The following is a 25,108-nucleotide window of genomic DNA, read 5'->3' as shown; positions in this document are numbered from 1 at the left end:
TTCCGCGACCGATGAGTTGAAGGCCACCATCGAAGGCGCCTTCGCACGGCGCACCACGTTGACCTCGGCGGAAATCGAAGGCTCCACCCGACCGGTCGTGGAGCGGGTGATCGAAGGCCTCGAGAACGGCGAGTTCCGGGTGGCCGAGCCCGATGGCGACGGCGGCTGGAAGGTCAATGAGTGGTTGAAAAAAGCCGTGCTGTTGTATTTCCGCACCCAGGACATGGAAGTGGTGGAGTCCTACCCCGCACCGTTCTGGGACAAGATCCCGGCGCGCTTTGGCGACTTCGACGAGGCTTCGTTCCGCCAACTCGGCGCGCGCGTGGTGCCTGGCGCGATCGTTCGTCGCGGCGCCCACATCGGCAAGGACGTGGTGCTGATGCCGAGCTTCGTCAATATTGGTGCATACGTGGGCGAGGGCAGCATGGTCGACACCTGGGCGACGGTGGGTTCGTGTGCCCAGATCGGCAACGGGGTTCACCTGTCCGGTGGCGCCGGCATCGGCGGCGTGCTGGAGCCGCTGCAGGCGACGCCGACGATCATCGAGGACCACTGCTTCATCGGCGCGCGTTCGGAGGTGGTCGAAGGTTTCATCGTCGGCCACCACAGCGTGATCGGGATGGGCGTCTTCCTCGGCCAGAGCACCCGCATCTACCACCGCGCGACCGGCGAGATCAGCTACGGTTCGGTGCCGCCATACAGCGTGGTGGTGTCGGGGCAGCTGCCATCGAAGGACGGTTCGCACTCGCTGTACTGCGCGGTGATCGTCAAACAGGTCGACGCCAGGACCCGCTCCAAGACCAGCGTCAACGAATTGTTGCGCGGCCTGGCGGATTAGCCGGGCACATCGAAAAACGGTGGATTACGCCTTCGGCTAATCCACCCTACGATCGCCGGAGTGTAGGGCGCGATGGCATTGCGCCGGATCTACGATCGCCCGGATCGCGAACAACGGAAATGACCAACATGACCACTGTCTATGGCCTCAACAACTGCGATACCTGCCGCAAGGCGCGCAAATGGCTCGACCGCTTCGGTATCGAGCATGCGTTCGTCGATTACCGCGACCAGCGCCAGGCGCCGGAGACGCTGGCCGCGTGGAAGGACCAGTTGGGCGGCTGGGAAACGATGATCAACAAATCATCCACCACTTGGCGCCAACTGCCCGACACCCGCAAGACTCCGGGTTCGGACGCCGAGTGGAAGCTGCTGCTGAAGGAATACCCGCAGCTGATCCGGCGCCCGGTGGTGGTTACCGATGACGGCCAGGTCAGCCAGCGTTTCAGCGACAACGGCTTCAAGGCACGGTTCGGGATCGAACCGTGAGTGGCGTTGTCGACCTTGCCTGCGACTTGATCTCGCGGCCCTCCGTTACACCGAATGATGGTGGATGCCAGGTGCTGGTCGCCTCGCGACTGGCGGGGGCCGGGTTCGTATGCGAGTCGTTTCGTTTCGGCGCCGTCGAGAACCTGTACGCGACCCATGGCGATCCGGCCGCTCCCACCCTGCTGTTGCTGGGCCATACCGACGTGGTTCCGACCGGCCCGCGGGAAGATTGGTCCAGTGATCCATTCGTTCCGGAGATCCGCGACGGCATCCTGTACGGGCGCGGCGCCGCCGACATGAAAGGCAGCGTGGCCGCGTTTGTCGTCGCCGCCGAGCAGTTTGTTGCCGCCCATCCCGGTCACCCCAGCCGCATCGCATTGCTGTTGACCTCCGACGAGGAAGGCGATGCGATCGACGGCGTGCGCCGGGTGACCGAGACCTTCCGCGGGCGCGATGAGCGCATCGACTGGTGCATCACCGGCGAGCCGTCATCCACCGCGGTACTGGGCGACCTGTTGCGCGTGGGGCGTCGAGGCAGCCTGACCGGCACCGTGGCCGTGCGCGGCGTGCAGGGCCACGTGGCCTATCCCGACATGGCGCGCAATCCCATCCACCAGGCATTGCCTGCGCTGGCCGAGCTGGCCGCGCGGGTCTGGGACGATGGTTACCAATCGTTCCCGCCGACCAGTCTGCAGGTCAGCAACCTCCAAGCCGGCACCGGCGCGAGCAACGTGATTCCCGGCGAGTTGCAGGTCCAGTTCAACCTGCGCTACAACCCAGCTTGGAACGCCGCGCAGCTGGAGAGTGAATGCGAGGCGGTTCTGCGGGCCCACGCGCTGGATTACACGATTCACTGGCATCGCAGCGGCGAGCCGTTCCATACCCCCGAAGGCCCGCTGCGTGCCGCCGCGCGTGACGTGCTGGCCGGCTTCACTGGCGCGGCCCCGGAAGAAAGCACCGGTGGTGGCACGTCCGACGCGCGCTTTATCGCGACCCTGGGCACCCAGTGCATCGAGGTCGGTCCGGTCAACGCCAGTATCCACCAGGTCGATGAGCACGTGAGCGTAGCGGACCTGGAAGCCTTGCCCGGACTATATTTGGCCCTGATCGAGCGGTTGCTGCTCGCGGAGACACCATGATCAACAACGACGTACTGCGCAGTATCCGTTTCATGCTCGACCTGAGCGACATCAAAGTGGTGGAGATCACCAGGCTGGCCGATCCGGATTTCCCGATCGAGAAGCTGGATGTGCAGGCGTTCCTGAAGAGGGACGAGGACGCCGACTTCATCGAGTGTCCCGACGACGTCCTCGCGCACTTCCTGGACGGGCTGGTACTGCACTGTCGCGGCCGCGACGAGAGCCTGCCGCCACGGCCGGTGGAAAAGCGGATCACCAACAACATCGTCCTGAAGAAGCTGCGTGTCGCCTTCCAGCTCAAGGACGTCGACATGCACCAGGTCTTCGACGCCGCAGGCTTCCCGATCTCGAAGCCGGAGTTGACCGCATTGTTCCGCCAGGCCGACCACAAGCATTTCCGTCGTTGCGGGGACCAGGTGCTGCGCAATTTCCTCAAGGGATTGACCCTGCGCCTGCGGGGCAGCGAGTAACGGTCGGCCCATCCCGGCGTCAATGCCCGGGCGAAAACCGGGTGCACGAACTCGACGACGTACCTTTAACGCGGCTCTGGTTATACCGATGGCCTGAAGTCACGCCACCTGTTCGCAGCGCGGCGTGTGCTTGTCGTGGCCTGCGCGTGGGAGGGTTCGATGTTCCTGAGTATGCACGAACAAGAACGGCTCATGATTTACCTGGCCGGCAAGCTTGCCCTGGAGCGCAAGGCTCGGGGACTCAAGTTGAATCTGCCCGAAACCACCGCCGTCATCACCTCGTTCCTGCTGGAAGGCGCGCGCAACGGCGAGACCGTCGCCGACTTGATGGAATCGGGCCGCAACGTGCTCGGGTGCGATGACGTAATGGAGGGCGTGCCCGAGATGCTGGCGCAGGTCCAGGTGGAGGCGACATTCCCGGACGGCACCAAGCTGGTAACCGTAACGGATCCGGTGCGATGAAGATCTCCAATCCGTTCGAGAATCCAGACTTCCCGTCCGCGGATCAAGGCGAGCGAAGGCATGCCTCGGACGACCCGGGCCGCGATTATCCGGAATGCACGTCCGAATCGGAGGGACGGACCCGCTCGTCAGGCATTTGCGGGCCAAGCGAGCCGCGCCGCCCGGGTACCGGCGAGCGGCAGGCGCCACGGCGGGAGTCGGCAAGTGAACTGAAAGAATCCGATCCGCTGATCCCGGGCGAGGTGCTGCTGGGGGAGGGCGACATCGAGATCAACATCGGACTCGAGGTGACCACCGTCAGGGTGGTCAACGGAGCCGACCGGCCGATACAGGTCGGGTCGCATTTCCACTTCGCCGAGGTCAACGCCGCCCTCGAGTTCGACCGGTCGGTGGCCTGGGGCCAACGCTTGAACGTGCTCTCGGGCGGTTCGGTGCGGTTCGAACCCGGTGCCGTCGAGGAAGTGGAGCTCGTGCCGATCCAGGGGCAACGCGTTGTTTTCGGCTTGCGCGGGTTATGTGGAGGCAAGCTCGATGACTAGGATTGCACGCGCCGAGTACGTTGCCTCCTATGGCCCCACCAAGGGCGACCGCATCCGCCTTGCCGATACCAACCTGGTGATCGAGGTGGAGGAAGACCGTTGCGCGGGTGGCGATGAAGCCGTCTTTGGGGGCGGCAAATCCATCCGCGAATCCATGGGGCAATCGAGCGCGACCCGTGCCGAGGGCACGCCGGATCTCGTCATCACCGGTGCGGTCATCCTCGATCATTGGGGGGTGATCAAGGCCGATGTCGGCATTCGTGACGGCCGCATCGTTGCACTGGGCAAGGCCGGCAATCCCGAGACCATGAACGGCGTGCATCCCGATCTCGTGATTGGCCCGTGCACCGAGATCATGTCCGGCAACGGCTTGATCATGACCGCCGGCACGGTCGACACCCACGTCCACTACGTGGGTCCGCAGATGCTCGAGATCGCGCTCGCCTCCGGAACCACCACGGTGGTCGGCGGCGGCACCGGGCCGACCGAAGGTTCAAAGGCCACCCTGGCCACGCCCGGATCGTGGTGGATGCAACGGATGCTGGAAGGCTTCGATCCGTGGCCCCTCAACGTGTTGTTTCTCGGCCGTGGCAACACCGTTTCGCGCGAGGCCCTGTGGGAACAACTGCGCGGCGGTGTCGGCGGATTCAAGGTCCACGAGGACTGGGGTGCCACGCCGGCGGCTATCAACGCCGCGTTGTCGGTGGCGGAAGAATCCGGCGTCCAGGTCGCGATCCACTCCGACACCCTCAATGAAGCGGGCTTCGTCGAAGACCTGTTGGAGGCGGTGGCGGGGCGCACCTTCCACTCGTTCCATACCGAGGGCGCGGGTGGCGGCCACGCGCCGGACATCATCCGCATTGCGGGTGAGCTCAACGTGCTGCCGGCTTCGACCAATCCCACCCGTCCTTTCACGCACAACACGCTGGACGAGCATCTGGACATGGTGATGGTTGCCCACCACCTGAATCCGCAGGTGCCCAACGACCTGGCTTTTGCCGAAAGCCGCGTCCGTGCCGGCACGATCGCGGCGGAGGATGTGCTGAATGACCTCGGCGCGATTTCGATCATGTCCTCCGATGCGCAGGCGATGGGCCGCATTGGCGAGGTTGTCATCCGCACCTGGCAGACCGCGCACCGGATGAAGAAAATCCGCGGCAGCCTGCCCGGCGATGGCCGTGCCGACAACCATCGGGCACGCCGCTACGTCGCCAAGTACACCATCTGCCCTGCCATCGCACACGGGCTGGAGAAACACATCGGTTCGGTGGAAGTGGGGAAAATGGCCGACCTGGTGCTGTGGCAGCCGGCTCTGTTCGGTGTGCGGCCGGCACTGGTGTTCAAGGGCGGCATGGCGGCCGTCGCCGCCCTCGGCGACCCCAACGCGTCGATCCCCACGCCTCAGCCCGTGCTCGAACGGCTGGGATTCAACGTGCATACCCGCGCGGCCGCGTCCACCAGCGTCGCGTTCGTATCCCAGGTGGCCATCGACGACGGCCTCGCCGGCCGCTTGAACATTAATCGCCCGCTGGTTGCGATCGAGAATTGCCGGGGGCGAACGAAGAAGGACCTGCCCGAGAACACGGCCTTGCCGCACATCGAAGTCGATCCCGACACCTATGCGGTCAGGGTGGACGGCGAGTTGATCGAGCACGAGCCCGCCACCGAGCTGCCGATGGCGCAGCGCTACTTCCTGTTCTGACGCAGCCAGAATGCCGTCCAAGGCTGCCCTGCTGCTGCTCGCCGATGGACGGTTGCCCGCCGGCGGCTACGCGCATTCCGGCGGTCTCGAACCGGTCGTCCATATGCAGGGTTTGAAGGGCGCCGCCGACGTGGAACGGTTCCTGGAGGGCCGGGCGGCGACCACGGGTCTGGTTGCCGCGTCTTTTGCGGCCGCTGCATGCGAGGCTGCCCGCGCGGGCAATGCGCTCCTGTTGAAGGAACTGGACAGCGAACTGGATGCCCGCATGCCGTCGCCCAGGGCACGCGCCGTTTCGCGCGCCCTGGGTCGCCAGTTGCTGCGGGCGGCCTCGAGCATCCACCCGCACGCTTTGCTCGCGGGTCTGCAGGGGAGTCCACACCAACCGGTCGTCTACGGGGTTGCAGCGGCTGCGCTGGGGCTTGGTGCCCGTGATGCCGCCCAGGTCGTGCTGCACGATGCGGTTGCCGGGCCTGCCTCGGCAGCTGTGAAGGTGCTCAGTCTGGACCCGTTTGCCGTACACGCGGCACTCGTGCGGCTGACAGGTTTTCTCGACGAGTTGACCGCACAGGCGGCCAGCCATGCGCGGACGCCGCCCACGGACTTGCCGGCGATGGGCTCACCCTTGCTCGATATCGCCGCTGAACATCACCACCGCTGGAAGGTGCGGCTGTTTGCCTCCTGAGCCGGCAGCCCGCAGCGCAACCACGATGATCGCGCGTGCATCGCTGGCGACCGAGCAGGTCGTGAGCGACAACGGCCGTGCAGTGAGCCGCGTGCGCGTGCTGCGATCCCACGCCCCTCTCATGCTGCGACCGACGCTGCCGAAAGGCCGCGAGCCGCTGGTTCATCGCATGACCGGCATCGCGCGGGTGTCGTTGGCCACCAGCGCCGCCGGCCCCCTGGGGGGCGACGATTTCGCGCTGGACATCCAGGTTGGCGCGGGCAGCACGTTGGTCCTGAACGAGATCTCGGTCACGCTGCTGCTTCCGGGCGCGCGGGGAGGGCGCTCGCACATGCGTATCACCGTCAGGGTCGATGAGGGTGCAACGTTCCTGTGGCTGCCGGAGCCGGTCATCGCCGCACGCGGGTGCGATCATCTGCATGAGATCGACATCACGCTCGCCTCCGATGCACGTCTGTTCCTGCGCGAGGAGCTGTTGCTCGGGCGCCACCGGGAGCAGCCCGGGCATCTGACCCAGCACGTGCGCGTGATTCGAGCCGGTCGTTCGCTGTTTCAACAACAGCTTGTCCTCGGCCCGGCAGCGAAAGGATGGCGAAGCTCCGCCGTGCTGGGGGCACGCAAATGCATCGGCAGCGTGCTTGTCGTTGACCCCGCATGGCACACCCACACACCCGGCACGCGCGTGCTGGGGCATGACGCGGCGCTGCTGTCCCTCGAGGGTCCCGGCGTCCTGGTGAGTGCGCTGGCGGACGACACGCTCGGGCTGCGCCGGCAGCTCGATCACGGTGTTACGCTGCTCGGGGAGCCGTGGGCACCGGCCACCGCATCGGCCACTGGAGACTGTCTTGACTGATCCCCGGAACACCACGCGAACCCGCTCGCTGCGCCTCGGCGTCGCCGGGCCGGTCGGCACCGGCAAAAGCACCGTCATCGCAACGCTGTGCCGCAATTTGAATGCGGAATTCCGCATTGGCGTGATCACCAATGACATCTACACCGACGAGGACGCCCGGTTCCTGCGCTCGGCCGGAGTGCTTCCCATCGAGCGGATCCGTGCGGTCGAGACCGGCTCATGCCCGCATACCGCCATTCGCGACGACGTGACCATGAATCTGCTGGCCGTGGAAGATCTCGAGAAGGACTTCGCTCCGCTCGACATCGTCCTGGTCGAAAGTGGTGGCGACAATCTCACCGCAACGTTTTCGCCCGCGCTGGTCGATGCGCAGTTGTTCGTCCTCGACGTGGCCGGCGGCGGTGATGTCGCACGCAAGGGTGGGCCAGGCATCGCCCGCGCCGACCTGCTGATCGTCAACAAGGTCGACCTGGCCGAGTACGTCGATGTCGATGTCGAGCAGATGCTGAAAGATGCGCGGGCCGCGCGTGACGACAGGCCGGTGCTCGCGCATTCGAAGAATCGCCACGAAACCGACAAGCAGCTGTGCGACTGGGTCAGGCAGCTTCACACCGCGTTTGTCAACGGCACCCACTCGCCATGCGACCCCGGCCCCATGGCACCGCACCACCATGCCAGCGAGGACGGCGGGCACGTTCACAGTCACGAACACGGCGACCATACGCACCTACACCGGTAACGACGCTCCGGCCTTGCCGGAACTGCCAGGGAGCTTTCGTCATGCGATCGGCGCCGCCCACATCCAGCAAACTCACGGCATTGATCGGGATGGGCGTCGTCAACGCAGCGCTTTTCATCCTCGGCTGGGGCGCCTTCTTCCTGGTGGTCCTGCCCGGCGACTACATCATGGGCGGGCAGGTGGTGTTCGGGACCGGTCTGGCGGTTACCGCGTTCACGCTGGGGCTGAGGCACGGTTTCGATCCCGACCACATCGCGGCGATCGACAACACCACACGCAAACTCGTCGCGGAGGACGGCCAGCACCCGGTCACGGTTGGCTTCTGGTTCGCACTCGGACATTCGACAGTCGTGGTCGTCACCGTCTTGCTGCTGGTGGCGGGACTCAATGTGCTCGCCAGCCAGATCACGCTTGAGAACTCGACGCTGACCTCGATCGCCAGCGTGTGGGGCGTGCTCGTTTCCGGCCTGTTCCTGTTGCTGATCGGCCTCATCAACCTGGTATCGCTGCAGGGCATCTGGCGGGTGTTTCGTAACATGCACAGCCAGCAACTCGACGAGGCCGAACTCGAACGACTGCTGACCAACCGCGGCGTGCTCAACCGGATTCTCGATCCGGTCGCGCGGCGTGTGGACAAGCCATGGAAGATGTACGTGGTCGGGCTTTTGTTTGGGCTCGGCTTCGATACCGCCACGACGATTGCCCTGTTCGTGATTGGTGGTACGGCCGCTCTCACCGCGCCGTGGTACGTGGTGCTGGTGTTGCCCATCCTGTTCACGGCGGGTATGACCCTGGTCGACACGCTCGATGGCGTGATCATGCATCACGCCTACGCATGGGCGTTTGCCTCGCCGGTACGCAAGGTCTATTACAACCTGACGATCACCATCATCTCGGTCGCCGTCGCGTTCCTGGTCGGTGGACTCGGGCTCATCGGTCTTGCAGCGGAAGCGTTTCCCGGCAGCTCCGGATTGCTGGGCTGGATCGCGGCCCTGGATATCGAGAACCTGGGCTATGTGATCGTGGCCATCCTGGTTTTTACTTGGCTCGCGGCATCCGCTTACTGGAGAATCGCGAAGGTGGAATCCCGGTATTCGGGTGACGGTGGTCGCGCCGCCGACACGTGAGCTACATGGGTGCCGGTGACCACCGCCGCTAGTCCTCCAGCGTCAGCTCGGTCCACGACCAGCTCGAGTCGCCTGGACCGGATGGCACTCCGACCGCGTCGCGGGCATGCATCACTTCGGCCAGCCCGGTCGGCACACCGTGCGATCGGTCATAGGCGTAGAGCGTGATGGGCTCGCCGGCAGCGGCCTTGAATTCGAATGTCGCGCCCTCGTCCGGCAGGCCGACCAGGGCGATCTTGCGCCACCTGGTTTCCTGCGCGTGCCAACGCGATGGAGCCAGCGTCTGGCCCTGGATCCGGATCGATGCGACGTCGGCGCTGCCGGGCAGGACCAGACCGCCTTCGATCGCGCCCCGGGCGGAGCGCAGGTGGATCCGCAGCTGGCGTTTGCCATCGATCACTGTGTCCTGTTCGACCTGGAGTACCGGTGGCGCCAGCGCCGGGCCGACGGGACCCGCGAAGCCGCGGCCCGACCACGGCAAAACGCGCTCCGATTCCAATGCAAATCCGTTCTCCCGCAGGAAGCCGGCGGGCAGGTCTGCTCTGGGTTGCAGAAACACCCGCGCGCCTGAATCGGTGCCCACGTAGACCAGGTTCATCGGTCGCGGGACATGGGCATCGAACGCTGGCCGCGCGAGTGCCAGCACGGCGCATGCAATCGTCGCCAACAACGCCGCGCCACCCAGCACGACTTCACCGCGGCCCAGCGACCTCAACGCCGGTATCAGTGGCAGCAACACCAGACCGGTCAGCAGCGTCGCTGCCGGCAAGCCCGGATGGCCGATGGCGCTGTAGCTGTCCACCGCATAGGGAAACCACAAGGCCGCGGCGACCACCGCCGCGACCCCGGCCCACACGCGAGGACGCCCAGGACAGGCGTGGCCACACAGTGCGCCGGCCAACAGCGGCAACAGGCCCATGTGGCTGGCACCGGGCATCGCCATCACGGTGGCGATTGCGATGGCCGCAAAAGGAAGCAAGCTCGCGGCGGCTGTGGTCGCCTCGCCGCACCATCGCTGGAGCAGCCATCCCGCCAGCAGGGTCACCGGCAGCGCCAGCAACACGAAGGTCGCAACAAGAATGCCACCCTGGGCCGTCCATGCCGCCGGCATTGCCCCCAAAGCCTGCATCACCGAGTGGATCGCCCAGCCGATCCCGCCCAGCAGGGCCAGTCCGGCGAACATGCCGGCCCCGGCACCGATCAGTGGCAAGACCCGAACGGCTTCGCGGCGCACCAGACGCACCGCCAGCGCCAGCCAGGCGGCCAGGCCCAGTACCAACAGCCAGACATTCCAGGTGACCGGCCAGCCGGCCAGCGCGGCCCCGAACACATTGAAGAACACCGCGTCGTGACTGGATTTCAGCGGCACTGTGGTACTGGCCAGCGCGCGCGCCATGGCCAGTGCGTTGTCGCCATGTTGCTGCAACGAGCCGGGATCCAGATGGGCGATGTCATCCAATGGCGTGTGGTATCGCGCTGCGCCCCGGGCCCAGGCGAAGTTGACCCCGACCAGGCCCTCGCGCCGGTAGACGGTGAAGTCTGTGTCGTTGGGCAGGGTCTTGTAGATCTCGTAGTCCAGCGATGAACTTCCCGGTCGCGACAGCGCACGGCGCACGGTCGAGACGATTGCGGCGTTGCCGGGCTGGGTCTCGATCAGCAGGCTCGCACCGGTGGTGCCGCGGGCCTCCAGGTTCACCGCCGAGCGGATGTGCTTGAACTCCGGTTCGCGCGCGAAGGCTTCCGCGCCGATCAGGCCCAACTCCTCGCCATCGTTGGCCAGCAGCCAGACATCGCGCGGCAGCGGTGGGCCAGCCTGCAGTGCGCGTGCGACCTCGATGATCGCCGCGACCCCGGCGCCATCGTCGGAGGCGCCCGGCCCGGCGGCCACCGAGTCGTAGTGGGCCGACAGCAGTACCGCGTCTTCGGCACTCGCACCCGCCAGCTTGGCGACGACGTTGTCGACCGTCGCGCAGGCGCTGCCGCCGCAAGCAAAGCGACGCTGGACTTCGGCATCGATTCCCAGCCGTGCGAACTCGGCCACGATGCGGTCGCGCACTGCGGCGTTGGCGGTGCTGCCGGTCGGGTGGGGGCGTTCATCGCCGAGGATGCGGACCAGCACCTGCTTCGCCCGCGCGGCCGAGAATGCCTCGGTCGGCGCATCCATGCCAAGCGGAGCCGGCGGCCGGTTGCCACGCAGCGACAATCCCGCGACCAGCACGAACAACGTCAGCAGGATGGTCGATGCCAGTTGCGAGCCGGTCGGCCCTGCTCCAGTCGGTCGATCACCAGTTGGTCGAGTACCAGTCAGTCGAGCCCGGGCTGCGCGCAGACCCGCGCCAATGGATGGTGTCGTGTGCGGCATCTTCTTCCCCAGGCCCACCGGAAACGGCCTGCCGATGATAGCCGTGATCCGGCTGCACCCGTCATGGCATGCACCGCGGCGACGGTCAGCGCGGCAGGGGGTGCTTCAACGCTTGCCCTACGACGCCTGCGCGATGGGCAAGCCGTGGGCATTCCAGGCTTCGAACCCACCCGCCAGCGGACGCACGTGCTTGAAGCCGCGGCTCTTCAGCTGCCGGGCGAGCAGTGCCGCTGACGCCTCGTTGGGACAGTCGCAATAGATGATCACTTCCGGCTGGGCGGCCATGTCCAGCTCGGCGATGCTGGAAACTGCGATCGCGCCGGGGATCCAGCCCGACAGCTGGCGTTGATCCGCCGGACGCACATCCAGCACCAGTGGATTGATGCCGGTGCCCATCAACTCGTGCAGCTCGGCCGGCGAAATGCGTGCCATCTGGATCAGGCGGATGAAGCGCTGCCGCTTCCAGACTTTGCGCAGGACAAATACCGTGATGGCGGCCAGCAGCAGGATCAGACCGATCCGCCCAAGCGACTCCAGCCGCATCAGGACATCGTTCACGGCCTCGTGGAAGATCGCCCCGGTGGCAACCGCGACGCTCGCCCACAATGCCGCGCCGATGCCGTCGTAAAAGGCAAAGCGGCCCAGGCCGGTCCGGGTCTGGCCCGCCAATGTGGTGGCCAGCGCGGCGAAGCCGGGAATGAATTTCGCGACGATCAGCGATGGCGCGCCCCAGCGCGAATAGATGCCCTGGGTGGTGCCGACGCAGGAGTCCGGTGAAAGTGAAAGGCGGCAGATGAAACGGATCATCGGCCCGCCGAACCGGCGCCCGCCGGCGTACCAGAACGCATCGGCCAGCACGGCTGCGACGGTGGCGACCAGCAGGATCGACCACAGGCTGTCGCCCGACTGCACGGCCATGGCGCTGGTCACGACGATCGGCGGATACGCCGGCACCGGAACGCCGCCCTGGTCCAGCAGGACGGCGATGAACACGACCCACAAGCCGTAGTTCTCGATCAGGTGGATCAGCGCATCCACGGCGCGACTTATGCCGTTGTGTCAGCGGGCGTATGCAGGGAGGCCAGCGCGCCAGTCCATTTGGCCAACTCGTCCAGCATCTGCTGCGCGGAATGGTCGATCAGCTCGTTGGACACGAACGCGCCTTGCTCGTCCAGAGACTTGCCCACCATCGGCACGGCAACGCCTTCGACCATCGGCATCATCTTCAGGGTGGTGACCAGTTGCTTGGCCATCTGCACCGCGCGCAGGCCGCCGGACACACCGCCGTAGCTGACGAAGCCGCAGGCCTTGTAGTTCCACTCGCGGTAGACGTAGTTCAACGCGTTCACGAACGACGGCGTCGGGTTGAAGTTGTACTCCGGGGTCACGAACACGAACGCGTCGGCCGCCGACACGCTGGCCGACCAGGCCTTGGTATGCGCGTGCTCGTACTGCTGCATGGCGGGGTGGGTTGGCTCGTCGTAGACCGGCAGGTTGAAGTCCGCAAGATCGACCAGCTTGACGTCGAACGCGCTGTGTTCGGCAGCGAAATCACTGAACCAGCGCGCTACGGCAGGACCGACACGGCCCGGGCGGGTGCTGGCAATCACGACATGGAGTTGGGGTTTCAAGTGGTGCTCCTTATGGGTGGGTGGTTTTAAAGTTGAGGTGAGAGTATCTAAATGGGAATGGGAAGGCCGGCCCCGCCCGGGAGGATCGGGGGCCGGCTGTCCGTCAGTGCGGCATCCGGCCGAATTGACCGCTGTTGAAGTCGGTGATCGCCTGGTGGATCTCGTCCTGGGTATTCATCACGAACGGGCCGTGGCCGACGATCGGCTCGTCGATCGGCTCGCCGCTGAGCAGCAGGATGGTCGCGTCACTGTTGGCCTCCAACAGCACGTCGCTGCCGTTGCGGTCGAGCATCACCATCTGCGCTTCGCGGGCGATATGCTCGTCGTTGACCTGCACGGTGCCACGCAGGACGATCAGCGCCGCAGTGTGGCCTTCGGGCAACAGGAATTCGGCGGCATGGCCCTGGCTCAGGCGCACGTCCCACACATTCATGGCGGTGAAGGTGCGTGCCGGCCCCGCATGACCGGCGTACTCTCCGGCAATCACCCGGATCCGGCCGGCGTCGCCGGGCAGGGCCACCGACGGGATGTCCGCATCCAGCAAGGTCTGGTAGCCCGGCGCGGACATCTTGTCCTTCGCCGGCAGGTTGACCCACAGCTGCACCATCTCCAGCGTGCCGCCGGTGCGGGTGAAATCGTGCGAGTGAAACTCCTCGTGCAGGATCCCGGACGCGGCGGTCATCCACTGCACGTCGCCGGGGCCGATCTTGCCGCCTGCGCCGGTGGAATCGCTATGCTCGACCTCGCCTTCATAGACGATGGTGACGGTCTCGAAACCGCGGTGCGGATGCTGGCCGACGCCACGCGGCTGGTTTGCCGGCTCGAACTTCATCGGCCCGGCGTAGTCCAGCAGCAGGAACGGGCTCAGGTGCTGGCCATGGCTGTTGTAGGAAAACATCGAGCGGACGGGGAAGCCGTCGCCCACCCAATGCGGCTTGGGGGCGCTGTAGATGCCGAGGACCTTCTTCATCTTGATCTCCTGTTGCTTGGGCCGGAGTGGGTCTGGGCCGATGGAGATAGCTTAATTTCATGACGATTGACCCGGAAGCCCCGGTTTTTTATCCTCATCGTCCTGTATACAGAACAATGGTGGCGTGATCATGCAGGATCTCAACGACCTGTACTACTTCGTGCAGGTGGTCGATCACCGTGGCTTTGCGCCGGCGGGACGTGCGCTGGGCGTCCCCAAATCCAAGCTCAGCCGCCGCGTTGCTACGTTGGAGGAGCGGTTGGGCGTGCGCCTGATCCAGCGCTCCACACGTCGGTTTTCGGTCACCGAGATCGGCCAGCAGTACTACGGGCATTGCAAGGCGATGCTGGTTGAGGCGCAGGCGGCGCAGGAAGCCATCGACCTGACCCGCTCCGAACCCTGCGGAATCGTCCGCGTCACCTGTCCAATCACCTTGCTGGACGCGAACGTCGGCGCGATGGTGGCCGATTTCATGGTCGACAATCCGGGAGTGACCGTTCACCTGGAGGCGACCAACCGTCGCGTGGACGTGGTCGGCGAAGGCATCGACGTGGCCATCCGCGCACGCACGCCACCACTGGAAAACAGCGACCTGGTGATGCGGGTGCTGGCCGTGCGCACCTCATGCCTGGTGGCCAGTCCGACGTTGCTGGCCGGGCGCACGCTGCCGATGATGCCGGTCGATTTCACCGGCCTGCCGAGCGTGGATCTAGGACCGCCGCAATCGCAACATGTCTGGTCGCTGCAAGGCCCGGAAGGTGCCTCGGTCGCGATCCCGCACCAGCCCCGGCTGGTCACCGATGACATGAATGCCCTGCGTGTCGCCGCGATTCGTGGCGTCGGCATCGTGCAGTTGCCGACCATGGTGGTCAGTGATGCGTTAAAGCAGGGCGCGCTGGTGAAGATCGCCCCGGAATGGGCGTCACGAAGCGGTATCGTGCATGCCGTGTTCCCGTCAAGGCGCGGACTGCTGCCCTCGGTGCGAAGCCTGATCGACTACCTTGCGATGCGGTTCGAGCAGCTTGATCAGGAGTGAGTTCTCGGGACACCTGCGCAGATGCAGGCACCTTCCGGGGAAGTGCTTGCGCACGGTATCCATAAGGAGCAGGATCGGCCAATGATCCTCGTTTTCTCCCAGCTTGCATTCGCGTCCGCTGTCACCGGCCCCGGCCCGTGTGCGGCGCATTCTGCTGCGCAGCTCAATTCGAATAATAACGTCAGCCTTCCGCAGGCCGGCGATTAGCGAACGCGACAAACGCTCAATCGATCCCCAAGGCCTGCACTGTGAAGTGCGGGCCTTTTTTGTTTTCCGCCACCCAGCGTCACGGAGCCCACGTCATGTGTTCAATCTTCGGCATCTTCGGCCTGCAGCCCGGCGACGACCTCCCGCAACTGCGGCGGCTGGCGTTGGAACTGTCACAGCGCCAGCGCCACCGCGGTCCGGACTGGAGCGGGGTGTATCTGGACGATGGCGCGATCCTGGTCCACGAGCGCCTGGCCATCGTCGACCCGGCCGGCGGCTCGCAACCGCTGCGCTCCGCCGATGGGCAACTGGTGCTCGCGGTCAATGGCGAGATCTACAACCACCGCGAGCTCAAGGCCTCGCTGGAGCAGCCCTACGACTTCCAGACCGGATCGGATTGCGAAGTCATCAGCGCACTGTTTCGGGAAGATGCCGATATCGTCGGCTGGCTGAACCGCCTCAACGGGATCTTCGCGTTCGCGCTGTGGGATCGGGAACACCGGCGTTACCTGATCGCGCGCGACCCGATCGGCGTGGTGCCGCTGTACTGGGGTCACGACGCCACCGGCCGGCTGTGCGTGGCCTCGGAGATGAAGGCGCTGGTGGAGGTCTGCAACGATGTCGCGCAGTTCCCGCCGGGGCATTACTACGACAGCCGTAGCGGTGAACCGGTGGCGTACTACCAGCGCCCGTGGCGCGAGCACGACGCCACCGTGGGCGTGGAGGTCAGTGCGCGCGAACTGCGCGAAGCCTTCGAGGCCGCGGTGCACCGGCAACTGATGAGCGACGTGCCATACGGCGTGTTGCTGTCGGGCGGCCTGGACTCTTCGCTGGTGGCAGCCTGCGCGGCCCGGTTCGCGCGTAAGCGCATCGAGGACGACGACAGTTCCGAAGCCTGGTGGCCGCGCCTGCATTCGTTCGCCATCGGTCTGGATGGCTCGCCCGACCTGGCCGCCGCCGAGATCGCCGCCGAGGCGCTGGGCACCGTCCACCACGGTTTCACCTACACCATCGAGGAAGGTCTGGACGCGTTGCCGGAGGTGATCCGGCACGTCGAGACCTATGACGTGACCACCATCCGCGCCTCGACCCCGATGTACCTGCTGGCGCGCCGGATCAAGGCGATGGGGGTCAAGATGGTGTTGTCGGGCGAGGGCAGCGACGAGATCTTCGGCGGCTACCTGTACTTCCACAAGGCACCCGATGCCCGCCAGTTCCACGAGGAGTTGGTGCGCAAGATCGACGCGCTGCACAACTACGATTGCCTACGCGCGAACAAGTCGATGATGGCCTGGGGCGTGGAGCCGCGAGTGCCGTTCCTGGATGTCGAATTCCTCGAAGTAGCGATGAGGATGGACGCGACCGCGAAAATGGTCGGGGCCCGAGCCGACGGGACGCGAAGGATCGAGAAGGCCGTGTTGCGTGAAGCCTTCGAGGGCTACCTGCCCGATTCGATCCTGTGGCGGCAGAAGGAGCAGTTCAGCGACGGTGTCGGCTATGGCTGGATCGATGGCCTGAAAGCGCACGCCGCAGCGCAGGTAAACGATCGCGAAATGGCGGCCGCGGCAAACCGGTTTCCGGTCAATCCACCGCAAAGCCGGGAAGCGTATTTCTACCGGCGGATCTTCGAGCGGCTGTTCCCCGGCGAGGCCTGCGCGCACACGGTGCCGGGCGGCAAGTCGATCGCCTGCTCATCACCGGCCGCGATTGCCTGGGATGCCTCGTTTGCCGATGCCGCCGATCCGTCCGGGCGGGCCGTGGCGGGGGTGCATCGGGCGTCGCTGCAGCAATGACTGACGGTGGTCGCGAGTGGCTCCTTCCGACCCAAAGCAAACACTGCTCATTTCTGCAACTGGACTCACGCGATTACTGAAAAGAGCAACCTCGCGATTGACGTCGATGCACCGCACGCGCCCCTATGCCCGGGGCTTGAGGGCCGCGATGAGTTGGTTCAGACTTTCGGCAAGGGGCTCGGTGTCGGCGGCAGAAAAGGACACATTCCGCCGGAAAGCTTCCGGGATCCCCTGCGCGGGCGTGCGCAAGGCGCGCCCCTCATCTGTGAGGGAAATCAGCACCCTTCGCTCATCGGCTACATCACGCCGACGCACCACAAGCCCGCCGGCTTCGAGGCGCTTGAGCAGCGGTGTCAAAGTGCCGCTGTCCAAGTGCAACCGTTCACCAATAGCGCTGACCGCCAGGGGCTCGGACTCCCATAGGACCAGCATCACCAAGTACTGCGGGAACGTGAGCCCAAGTTCGGCCAGCAGCGGCCGATATCGTCGCGTGATGAGATTGGATGCGGCATAGAGACCGAAACAAACCTGGTGGTCCAGTGAAATCAGACCGTCATGTGTACGGCGCGCTTTGCTTTCTGGCATGTTGAGTCCCGTTCGAAAAGTCGGCCGCAATCATTGCGTCAAGTCGATCACGACCTTGCCGAAATGCGCTCCCGACTCGATGTAGCGGTAAGCGTCCTTCACCTCGGCAAACGGGAACACGCGGTCGACCACAGGCTTTATGCCGGCTCCAGCAACGAGTTCGGCTGCCTGCTCAAGCATGTCCCGGCTTCCAACGTAGATGCCAACCATGCGCTTGGCACTGATCGACAGGGTGCTGGGATTGACCTCTCCACCGAAGCCGCTCACACCGCCAATGACAGCAATAGTCCCACCCACGGCCGTGGACGCGACAGAGCGGGTGATCGTTCCCTGTCCACCGACTTCCAGCACCACATCGACTCCCTTGCCGCCGGTCAGACGCAGCACCTCGTCCTGCCACTCGGGGCTTGCACGATAATTGATCGTCGCATCCGCACCGAGGGCGCGTGCTTGCACCAGCTTTTCGTCGCTGGACGAGGTGATGATCGCCTGCAGGCCTGCGGCCTTGGCCATCTGCAAGCCCAAGATTGAAACGCCGCCCGTGCCGAGCAGGAGAACGGTATCGCCCGGACGTACGTCGGACGACTCGAAGATGGCATTCCAAGCGGTGACACCAGCGCATGGGAGCGTGGACGCCGCGATGTAGTCCACCGCGTCCGGGATTTTCACGAGGGTCTCCTCATGAAGCGTGACTTCCTCGGCAAGCATGCCGTCGATGTCACCACCCAAGGCGTTCCGGATCTTGGCTGGATCGGGTCTGCCCTCGCGCCAGCGGGGGAAGAAGGATGCGGCCACCCGATCACCAGGCTGGACACGGGTGACCATCGAACCCACTGCGATTACGTCTCCCGCACCGTCGGAGCAAGGAATGATCGAAATATCCGTCTTCACCGGGTACGCGCCATTGGCAACCATGAGGTCGCGATAATTCAAGGACACGGCCCTTACTTTCACCCGTACCTCGTAGGGTCCGACAGGACGCTCGACAATGTCTTGCAGTTGCAGTCCGTCGATCTTTCCGCCATGCGAAATCCGGTAAGCCTTCATGTTGCCTCCTTAAAAACAAATCTTCAGGTACGTGCGCTCTCCACATTAGAAGCGAGGCGCTCGCGGTCGATTGTACATAAATACATTGCGCGCAATGAAATTGCTTGTTTCAAGGAGGGCCGAACCGGCGCTCCCGTTGGCACAGCCGCGGCGGGCCGACCTCCACTACAGTTCAAACCGCGCAATGACGGTCGGGCTCTTGGCAGGCAGACAACGGCTAATCTTGGCCGCTAGCTGACGTTGTCGAGGGGCAGATCACGACCCATAGCAGACGTCGCTGCAGCGACCCGTCGCTCGACGCGACGCAGTACGCAGAAGAATTTGCGGCGTCCTAACTGTTCATTCAGGCCGATGCCGCTTCGCGGCACGGCTTAGTTCGGAGTTAGCTCGCGCAAGGTTCGGGGTCAGCTCCAGAGCCTGTGGGTGACGGCTCCGACGGCACCTCCGTACAATGAATCGCCTCGCGCTTGTTCAGGTCTTCAGCCTCGCGCTCAGCACCTTGGCCGTGATCAGCAGCCTGTCACCGTAATCAACATTGGAGATATTTCTTGAAGCTCTTCTACACGGCGGGCTCCTGCTCGCTGTCTCCCCATATCGTTCTACGTGAACTCGCGCTGCCATTTTCGCTTGAGGCCGTCGATCCCGGTACCAAGATGACCGCGTCCGGCGCGGACTTCACGAGCATCAATCCCAAGGGTTACGTGCCGGCGCTTCAACTGGACGATGGCGAGGTGCTGACCGAGGGTGCGGCTATTGTTCAGTACTTGGTCGACAAGCATGCCCCCGGCACGTTGGCGCCACTTTCCGGTACGGTCGAGCGCGCCCGCGTCAATGGTCACCTGAACTTCATCGCGACCGAACTGCACAAAGGCTGCGTTCCGCTCTTCAACCCTGCGATGGCGCCCGAAGCGCGAAAAACGATCACAGAAAGTCTCGAACGCAAGCTCGAGGTGATGGAACAAATCCTCGCCGATGGACGACCTTATCTGACCGGCCCGGACTTTACAGTGGCGGACGCCTACCTGTTCACAATGCTGAGCTGGTCGCCCAGGATTCAAGTCGACCTCGAATGCTGGCCAAACCTCGCCGCGTTCAGCAAGCGCGTGCTGGCGCGCAAGGCCGTACAAGCCGCTCTGAAGGCGGAAGGGCTACGACAGGCTGCTTGAAAGCCTGCCACGGGCGGGCTCCTGGCTGTAAGGCCTTCGCCCGCCACGCCGTTTTTTCAAGAAGCCCGCCTTGGACCGGCAAGTTAGGGCTCAGGCCTGACATTCCGACATATGGTCCTTGATGGGTCAGGCCCGGATCCGATTACCGCCGATTTAGTGAACAAGAGCAGGAAAAGGATTTATGTAGTTCACTGCGTTGCTCGCGGGACGGTTCCATGGCACTCCGTCTTATGGCGGCACTTGCGCCAGCCGTTGATTCCGATGCGCACGTCTTGGTTCCTGATAGACGTCACCCTGTCAAACGGGCGGACGTTCCGGAGCAAGATTCAGCGTGCCCCCGCCAGGTGGGCGATTGAGCAGTGCCGCCTAACAATGCGTTCAAGTGTCCCAGATGTCCGCTTCCGGCCGATAGCGGACGTCGGCCTGAAAACCAGCATGGGTAATTTTTCGAGCCATCGATAGCGGGCTCGTCAAAAAAAGCCTAAGTGGCAGCGCGCCCGCCCTTTTAGTCCGAGTTTTCCGGCCTCCGTCGGCCATGCGCCGGCTTCATCGCATTGTGCTCCCTCTCGGGACGCGTAGCGGGCAGCCTGCTCGTGCGCAACCCTGCTCAGAACCGCTGCAGCCCCTGCGCCCGGCTATCGCGAACGCCGATCCGCAGTTTCGCCTTCTATAAGGAAAGTCCGATGCCTCAGCGATATCCGCTCGACCGTAAGGCCCGACCCGATCGCACGACGCCGACCCTGCCGGCGTACGGTGAGCAAAGGAGCAGCGCCCGCTGCGTCGTTGCACTTGGAAAGGTCGTGGCGGTGTCCACCCTGCTGACCGCGGTATTTGTCGCAACAGCAGCGACTCCTGTTCCAACAATACTGGACGATGCCTGCGCGCTCGCGGACGTTCCATTGTCGGACGCGCTGGTGCATGTCCCGTTTGAAACCGTGGACGGGCGCATCTACGTCCAGGCCCGGGTCAATGGGCGCGGGCCATTCCGGTTCGCGGTTGATACAGGTGCAAGTGGGATGGCCCGTGCGGATGCCAGTCTGGTCACTTTGCTGGGCCTGTCGATGCATGGAGAGACCACCACGTCGGACGGGGTAAAAAGCGCGAATGTGGAGACGACCCACCTAGACTCGCTTGAGCTCGGCGGTGTTGTCCGACCCAATTTAGAGGTCATCGCGCGCGACTACAACAGCCGCAACGCTCCGGATGCAGTGTTTTCGGGGATCATCGCTCGCGAGTTCTTTTCCGACGGGCTGCTGGTTATCGATTACCCACGCAAGACCCTGACGTTCAGTCGCGCGCTGCGACTGTCGGCGTCTGGAAATAATGCTCTCGGTTACGAGCGTGCTTTTCGCATACCGGTGTCGATCGGTGCAATGCAGACCGTGGGACACCTGGATACGGGTGCCAATATCGGCTTCGTGCTTCCCCAAGCGTTGTACGAGAAGGTCGCTGCGGGTCCGCTGGAGCAGGCAGGCCGCGCACAGCTCACCAATGGTCAGATCGAGACCCAGCGCGCCACGGTGCATGGGCCCTTCCGGGTCGGAGAGGTAAGCGTCTCCGACGTGGAAGTACGCGTCTCCGCACAATTCCCGGAACTGCTCGTCGGTGCACATGCGCTCCAGAATGCGGTGGTTCTGATCGATCAGCGGTCGAAGACTGTCGCCGTCTGCGATTGAAGGAAGCCGGTCTGCCGGGTCGATCTAGAGTCCCGGCTCCGCCTCTGCAGCCGACCGCTCGATCGCATCCACCAGCTCATGCAGCACGACGGCGTCGTCGAAGCCTGGCGCCCGTCGCGTTCCCTGCCGGATGTCCTGCGCGAGCAGGGCGTAGATGCGCGCCACGTTGCGTGCGGTCGCGTTGTCCGGCAAGCCCTCGTAGACGTTGGCAGGCGGCATCAGCGGCGCCAGTCCAGGGGCATCGCCATTGCCACCCCTCACCGCGAGGTCCACGAGCTGGGCGTGGCCGCTGGCGCCGGTCACCTGGATGTCGCCCTGCGTGCCGTTGATCTCCCACAGCAGGTTGACCCCGCGCGAGACGCCGCCGCGATAGTGGATCGAGAATGCCGCGCCGCTCTCGAGCGTGCCCTGCACCAGCACCTGCTCCGGGCTGGTATTCGCGATGACGTCCCCGCTGTCCTGGACGTGCACCGTGTCCCGGTGGCGGACCAGGCGCGCCGACAGGCTGCGGACACCACCGAGCACCTCGCAAAGTCCGGCCAGCGTATGCGCCAGCGGGATGGTCAACAGCGTCGCGCCATTGCCTGCATCGTAGAGGTAGGCATGCGCGGCATCGGTTTCCCCAGCCCATTGTCCGCCGTTGCCGACCAGCGTGGTCGACAGCACGTCGCCGATGTAACCACCGGCGATGAGGTCGCGTAGGTGCTCGATCTCCGGAGCCACCCGCATCTGCGTGCCGATCGCTGCCACCACGCCGCGCGCCCGTGCCAGGGCGGCCAGCTCGCGCGCCTCGGCCAGGCCGTTGCCCAGTGGCCATTCGCAATACACGTGCTTGCCGGCCTCCAGCGCCGCCGTCACCAGCGCATGGTGGTGCGGCACCTTCACGGTGACCACGACCAGGTCCACCTCGGGCGACTCCACCAGCGCCTGGGCGTTGGCGAACGCATGCGGCAACCCGAACGCTTCGGCGGCACGTTCAGCGCTGGCAAGGCTGGTGTTCGCCACGCCGACCAGCTCGTAAACGTCGACCAGGGCGGCGAGCGCCGGGACGTGGGCCGTTGCGCCCCAATGGATGCCCGGGTTGAGGCCGATCATGCCGACACGGATGCGTTTGCTGTTGTTCACTTCATGCTCCTGGTTGGACCCATGCTGCGGCTGCGGCCCTTTGACCCGAGATGGTCACGCAGACGGGGGTTTCAACCGTAGATCGCGCTGATCTGTTCAGGGCTCATGCCGTGGCCGGGGTCGTGGATGACGATGGTGGCATCGTCCTGCAGGCGGGGTTGCACCACTGGATCCGGCGCTGGCCAAAGCCGCGCACGTGCAGTTGCCTCGATCATGGGTGCTCTATTCGACCGACAGCCCTTCAACCTTCTGCCACCCACGCGGCAACAACCCGCCGCGCGTCGCGCGTCCACCCAGGTAGGCCTCCAGATCCTTCCAGGTCACGGTCATCGTGCGCGCACCGGACTTCACGCTGAGCGATGCCCCCGGTGCGAGCACGGCCACCGCGACCACGTGCTCGGTGCCCAGCTTGGCGCGGGGAATATCAATCAGCTTGTTGCCCTTGCCCTTGTCGAGCTCCGGCAACTCCGAGGCCGGGAAGGCCAGCAGGTGGCCGGCGCTGGTTGCCACGACCACGCGATCCTGCGCCAGGTCGCTCACCGCCGCCGGTTGCAGCACGTTGGCGTTGGGCGTGAGCGACAGCATCGCCTTGCCGGCCTTGTTGCGGCTGGTGAGGTTCTCGAAGCGGGTCACGAAGCCATAGCCGTGCGAGCTGGCGAGTACGAAGCGCTGATCGTTGTCGCCACTGGCGATGGCCTGGAATGATGTCTTCGCGGCGGGGGAGAAACGCGCGGTCAGTGGTTCGCCGTTGCCGCGCGCGGAGGGCAGGCCATGGACCACGGTCGAATAACTGCGGCCGCTGGAATCCAGGAACGCGACCTGCTGGTTGCTGCGGGTGCGGGTGGATGCCAGCAACTGGTCGCCGTCGCGGTAATTCATCGCCGTCGCGTCGACGTCGTGCCCTTTCGCCGCACGCACCCAGCCCTTTTCGCTGAGCACCACGGTCATGGGCTCACTGGGCGCCAGGTCGGTTTCCGACAGCGCCTGTGCGGCGCCGCGTGCGACCAGGGGCGAGCGCCGGTCGTCACCAAATTTTTTCGCATCGGCCAGCAATTCATCCTTGACCAGCTTTTTCAGCTTGCGCTGGCTGCCCAGGATCGCCATCAACTGCTCGCGCTCCTTGGCAAGCTCGTCCTGCTCGCCGCGGATCTTCATCTCTTCCAGTCGCGCCAGTTGGCGCAGGCGGGTTTCCAGGATGTAGTCGGTCTGCTCCTCGCTGAGTGAGAAGCGCTGCATCAGCGCCGGCTTGGGCTCGTCCTCGCTGCGGATGATGCGGATCACTTCATCCAGGTTGAGGAACGCGACCAGCAGTCCTTCCAGCAGGTGCAGACGCTGCTCGACCTTCGCCAGCCGGTGGTTGAGCCGGCGGGTCACCGTGTCGGTACGGAACGTCAGCCATTCGGTCAGGAACGCCTTGAGTCCCTTGACCTGCGGACGGCCGTCCAGGCCGATCACGTTGATGTTGACCCGGAAGCTTTTCTCAAGGTCCGTGGTCGCGAACAGGTGGCCCATCAACTGCTCGACATCGATCCGGTTGCTGCGTGGGATCAGCACGATCCGGGTCGGGTTGGCGTGGTCGGACTCGTCGCGGATATCCTCCAGCCACGGCAGCTTCTTGGCCCGCATCTGGGTCGCGATCTGCTCGATGATCTTGCCCGGCGAGGCCTGGTGGGGCAGGCCGGTGATGACGATGTTCGGACCTTCCTTTTCGTACACGGCGCGGGCGCGCACGCTGCCCAGGCCGGTCTCGTACATCTGCAGCAGATCCGCGCGCGGGGTGATGATCTCGGCCGGGGTCGGGTAGTCCGGGCCGAGTACGTGCTCGCATAGATCGCGAGTGGTCGCGTCCGGATCCTCCAGCAGGCGGATGCAGGCGCTCACCACCTCGTTGAGGTTGTGCGGCGGCACGTCGGTGGCCATGCCGACCGCAATGCCGGTGGTGCCATTGAGCAGCAAATGCGGCAGCCGCGCAGGCATCCACGACGGTTCTTCCAGGGTGCCGTCGAAGTTCGGAACCCAATCGACCGTGCCCTGGGTCAGCTCGGCCAGCAGGACCTCGGCGATCGGGGTCAGCTTGGACTCGGTGTAGCGCATCGCGGCGAACGACTTGGGGTCGTCGCTGGAACCGAAGTTGCCTTGGCCTTCGACCAGCGGATAGCGGTACGAGAACGGCTGCGCCATCAGCACCATCGCCTCGTAGCAGGCGCTGTCGCCGTGCGGATGGTATTTGCCGATGACATCACCGATGGTGCGCGCGGACTTCTTCGGTTTGGAACCCGAGCCCAGGCCCAGCTCGCTCATCGAGTAGATGATCCGCCGCTGCACCGGCTTGAGGCCATCGCCGAGGAATGGCAGCGCGCGGTCCAGCACGACGTACATCGAATAATCGAGGTACGCGCGCTCGGCATATTCACGCAGTGGGACTTGTTCGTAACCGTGGAAAACGGGCCGTACGGAATCAGTCATTGGGT

23 protein-coding genes and 1 pseudogene are annotated in these 25,108 nt (G+C 64.8%); 15 read left to right on the top strand and 9 right to left on the bottom strand.

Annotated elements, in window-relative coordinates; translation table 11 throughout:
* Nucleotides 1-7: 7 nt before the first annotated feature.
* The 11 genes and pseudogenes from dapD to ACW5DN_RS06435 all read left to right on the top strand — a co-directional run.
* Nucleotides 8-838, top strand: a pseudogene (gene dapD, locus ACW5DN_RS06485) (2,3,4,5-tetrahydropyridine-2,6-dicarboxylate N-succinyltransferase); the annotation flags it as partial.
* 128 nt (nucleotides 839-966) lie between these two features.
* Nucleotides 967-1,326: a Spx/MgsR family RNA polymerase-binding regulatory protein gene (locus tag ACW5DN_RS06480; protein ID WP_456961911.1), complete on the top strand. Its 360-nt coding sequence runs from the start codon at nucleotides 967-969 to the stop codon at nucleotides 1,324-1,326.
* Complete coding sequence (gene dapE, locus ACW5DN_RS06475; RefSeq protein ID WP_456961910.1) at nucleotides 1,323-2,465, top strand: succinyl-diaminopimelate desuccinylase; 1,143 nt, start codon at nucleotides 1,323-1,325, stop codon at nucleotides 2,463-2,465. Before ACW5DN_RS06480 ends, dapE begins: the two co-directional genes overlap by 4 nt.
* Nucleotides 2,462-2,935: a DUF1456 family protein gene (locus ACW5DN_RS06470; RefSeq protein WP_456961909.1), complete on the top strand. Its 474-nt coding sequence runs from the start codon at nucleotides 2,462-2,464 to the stop codon at nucleotides 2,933-2,935. The genes dapE and ACW5DN_RS06470 overlap by 4 nt, the downstream gene beginning before the upstream one ends.
* A 159-nt stretch (nucleotides 2,936-3,094) precedes the next feature.
* Entirely contained in the window at nucleotides 3,095-3,397 is a 303-nt protein-coding gene (locus ACW5DN_RS06465) for an urease subunit gamma (RefSeq protein WP_456961908.1), read from the top strand.
* The gene (locus ACW5DN_RS06460; protein ID WP_456961907.1) at nucleotides 3,394-3,936 is read left to right on the top strand and encodes an urease subunit beta; all 543 of its coding nucleotides are present in this window, start codon (nucleotides 3,394-3,396) and stop codon (nucleotides 3,934-3,936) included. The genes ACW5DN_RS06465 and ACW5DN_RS06460 overlap by 4 nt, the downstream gene beginning before the upstream one ends.
* Nucleotides 3,929-5,638, top strand: a complete 1,710-nt coding sequence (locus tag ACW5DN_RS06455; protein WP_456961906.1) for an urease subunit alpha — start codon at nucleotides 3,929-3,931, stop codon at nucleotides 5,636-5,638. The genes ACW5DN_RS06460 and ACW5DN_RS06455 overlap by 8 nt, the downstream gene beginning before the upstream one ends.
* A gap of 10 nt (nucleotides 5,639-5,648) precedes the next feature.
* The gene (locus ACW5DN_RS06450) at nucleotides 5,649-6,320 is read left to right on the top strand and encodes an urease accessory protein UreF (protein ID WP_456961905.1); all 672 of its coding nucleotides are present in this window, start codon (nucleotides 5,649-5,651) and stop codon (nucleotides 6,318-6,320) included.
* Nucleotides 6,321-6,345: 25 nt separating this feature from the next.
* Complete coding sequence (locus tag ACW5DN_RS06445) at nucleotides 6,346-7,173, top strand: urease accessory protein UreD (RefSeq protein ID WP_456961904.1); 828 nt, start codon at nucleotides 6,346-6,348, stop codon at nucleotides 7,171-7,173.
* Nucleotides 7,166-7,912 (top strand): urease accessory protein UreG, encoded by a 747-nt coding sequence (gene ureG / locus ACW5DN_RS06440; RefSeq protein WP_456961903.1) that lies wholly within the window; start codon nucleotides 7,166-7,168, stop codon nucleotides 7,910-7,912. The genes ACW5DN_RS06445 and ureG overlap by 8 nt, the downstream gene beginning before the upstream one ends.
* 41 nt (nucleotides 7,913-7,953) lie before the next feature.
* Nucleotides 7,954-9,039, top strand: coding sequence for a HoxN/HupN/NixA family nickel/cobalt transporter (locus tag ACW5DN_RS06435; protein WP_456961902.1), 1,086 nt, complete (start codon nucleotides 7,954-7,956; stop codon nucleotides 9,037-9,039).
* A gap of 28 nt (nucleotides 9,040-9,067) precedes the next feature.
* On the opposite strand, the gene ACW5DN_RS06430 is transcribed toward ACW5DN_RS06435, so the two are convergent.
* From ACW5DN_RS06430 to ACW5DN_RS06415, 4 genes are all read right to left on the bottom strand, one after another.
* The gene (locus tag ACW5DN_RS06430; RefSeq protein ID WP_456961901.1) at nucleotides 9,068-11,203 is read right to left on the bottom strand and encodes a M20/M25/M40 family metallo-hydrolase; all 2,136 of its coding nucleotides are present in this window, start codon (nucleotides 11,201-11,203) and stop codon (nucleotides 9,068-9,070) included.
* A gap of 315 nt (nucleotides 11,204-11,518) precedes the next feature.
* Entirely contained in the window at nucleotides 11,519-12,439 is a 921-nt protein-coding gene (locus ACW5DN_RS06425) for a rhodanese-like domain-containing protein (protein ID WP_456961900.1), read from the bottom strand.
* Between the two features lie 8 nt (nucleotides 12,440-12,447).
* Nucleotides 12,448-13,032 (bottom strand): NADPH-dependent FMN reductase, encoded by a 585-nt coding sequence (locus ACW5DN_RS06420; RefSeq protein WP_456961899.1) that lies wholly within the window; start codon nucleotides 13,030-13,032, stop codon nucleotides 12,448-12,450.
* Nucleotides 13,033-13,135: 103 nt separating this feature from the next.
* Nucleotides 13,136-14,002 carry a pirin family protein gene (locus tag ACW5DN_RS06415; RefSeq protein ID WP_456961898.1) on the bottom strand — a complete coding sequence of 289 codons (867 nt, stop codon included), beginning with the start codon at nucleotides 14,000-14,002 and terminating at the stop codon, nucleotides 13,136-13,138.
* A 130-nt stretch (nucleotides 14,003-14,132) separates the two neighbouring features.
* Between ACW5DN_RS06415 and ACW5DN_RS06410 the strand changes: the two genes are divergently transcribed.
* Nucleotides 14,133-15,038 carry a LysR family transcriptional regulator gene (locus ACW5DN_RS06410; protein ID WP_456961897.1) on the top strand — a complete coding sequence of 302 codons (906 nt, stop codon included), beginning with the start codon at nucleotides 14,133-14,135 and terminating at the stop codon, nucleotides 15,036-15,038.
* A 302-nt stretch (nucleotides 15,039-15,340) separates the two neighbouring features.
* A complete protein-coding gene (asnB, locus tag ACW5DN_RS06405; RefSeq protein ID WP_456961896.1) occupies nucleotides 15,341-17,038 on the top strand; it encodes an asparagine synthase B in 1,698 nt (565 codons plus the stop codon).
* Between the two features lie 123 nt (nucleotides 17,039-17,161).
* On the opposite strand, the gene ACW5DN_RS06400 is transcribed toward asnB, so the two are convergent.
* Nucleotides 17,162-17,623, bottom strand: a complete 462-nt coding sequence (locus tag ACW5DN_RS06400) for a MarR family winged helix-turn-helix transcriptional regulator (RefSeq protein ID WP_456961895.1) — start codon at nucleotides 17,621-17,623, stop codon at nucleotides 17,162-17,164.
* Between the two features lie 30 nt (nucleotides 17,624-17,653).
* On the bottom strand, nucleotides 17,654-18,670 hold the full coding sequence (locus tag ACW5DN_RS06395) for a zinc-dependent alcohol dehydrogenase family protein (RefSeq protein ID WP_456961894.1): 1,017 nt from the start codon (nucleotides 18,668-18,670) through the stop codon (nucleotides 17,654-17,656).
* A gap of 548 nt (nucleotides 18,671-19,218) precedes the next feature.
* On the opposite strand from ACW5DN_RS06395, the gene gstA reads away from it, so the two are divergent.
* The gene (gene gstA / locus ACW5DN_RS06390) at nucleotides 19,219-19,836 is read left to right on the top strand and encodes a glutathione transferase GstA (protein ID WP_456961893.1); all 618 of its coding nucleotides are present in this window, start codon (nucleotides 19,219-19,221) and stop codon (nucleotides 19,834-19,836) included.
* Between the two features lie 683 nt (nucleotides 19,837-20,519).
* Nucleotides 20,520-21,512 (top strand): aspartyl protease family protein, encoded by a 993-nt coding sequence (locus ACW5DN_RS06385; RefSeq protein WP_456961892.1) that lies wholly within the window; start codon nucleotides 20,520-20,522, stop codon nucleotides 21,510-21,512.
* Between the two features lie 24 nt (nucleotides 21,513-21,536).
* Here the strand turns inward: ACW5DN_RS06385 and ACW5DN_RS06380 are convergent, their stop codons facing one another.
* The 3 genes from ACW5DN_RS06380 to parC form a co-directional block, all read right to left on the bottom strand.
* Complete coding sequence (locus ACW5DN_RS06380; RefSeq protein ID WP_456961891.1) at nucleotides 21,537-22,637, bottom strand: Gfo/Idh/MocA family protein; 1,101 nt, start codon at nucleotides 22,635-22,637, stop codon at nucleotides 21,537-21,539.
* 71 nt (nucleotides 22,638-22,708) lie between these two features.
* Nucleotides 22,709-22,852 (bottom strand): hypothetical protein, encoded by a 144-nt coding sequence (locus ACW5DN_RS06375; RefSeq protein WP_456961890.1) that lies wholly within the window; start codon nucleotides 22,850-22,852, stop codon nucleotides 22,709-22,711.
* Nucleotides 22,853-22,859: 7 nt separating this feature from the next.
* The gene (gene parC, locus ACW5DN_RS06370) at nucleotides 22,860-25,103 is read right to left on the bottom strand and encodes a DNA topoisomerase IV subunit A (RefSeq protein ID WP_456961889.1); all 2,244 of its coding nucleotides are present in this window, start codon (nucleotides 25,101-25,103) and stop codon (nucleotides 22,860-22,862) included.
* Between the last annotated feature and the right edge of the window lie 5 nt (nucleotides 25,104-25,108).

The sequence above is a fragment of the Lysobacter sp. A289 genome, from assembly GCF_054072675.1.
This window is presented reverse-complemented; position numbering and strand designations above follow the sequence as displayed.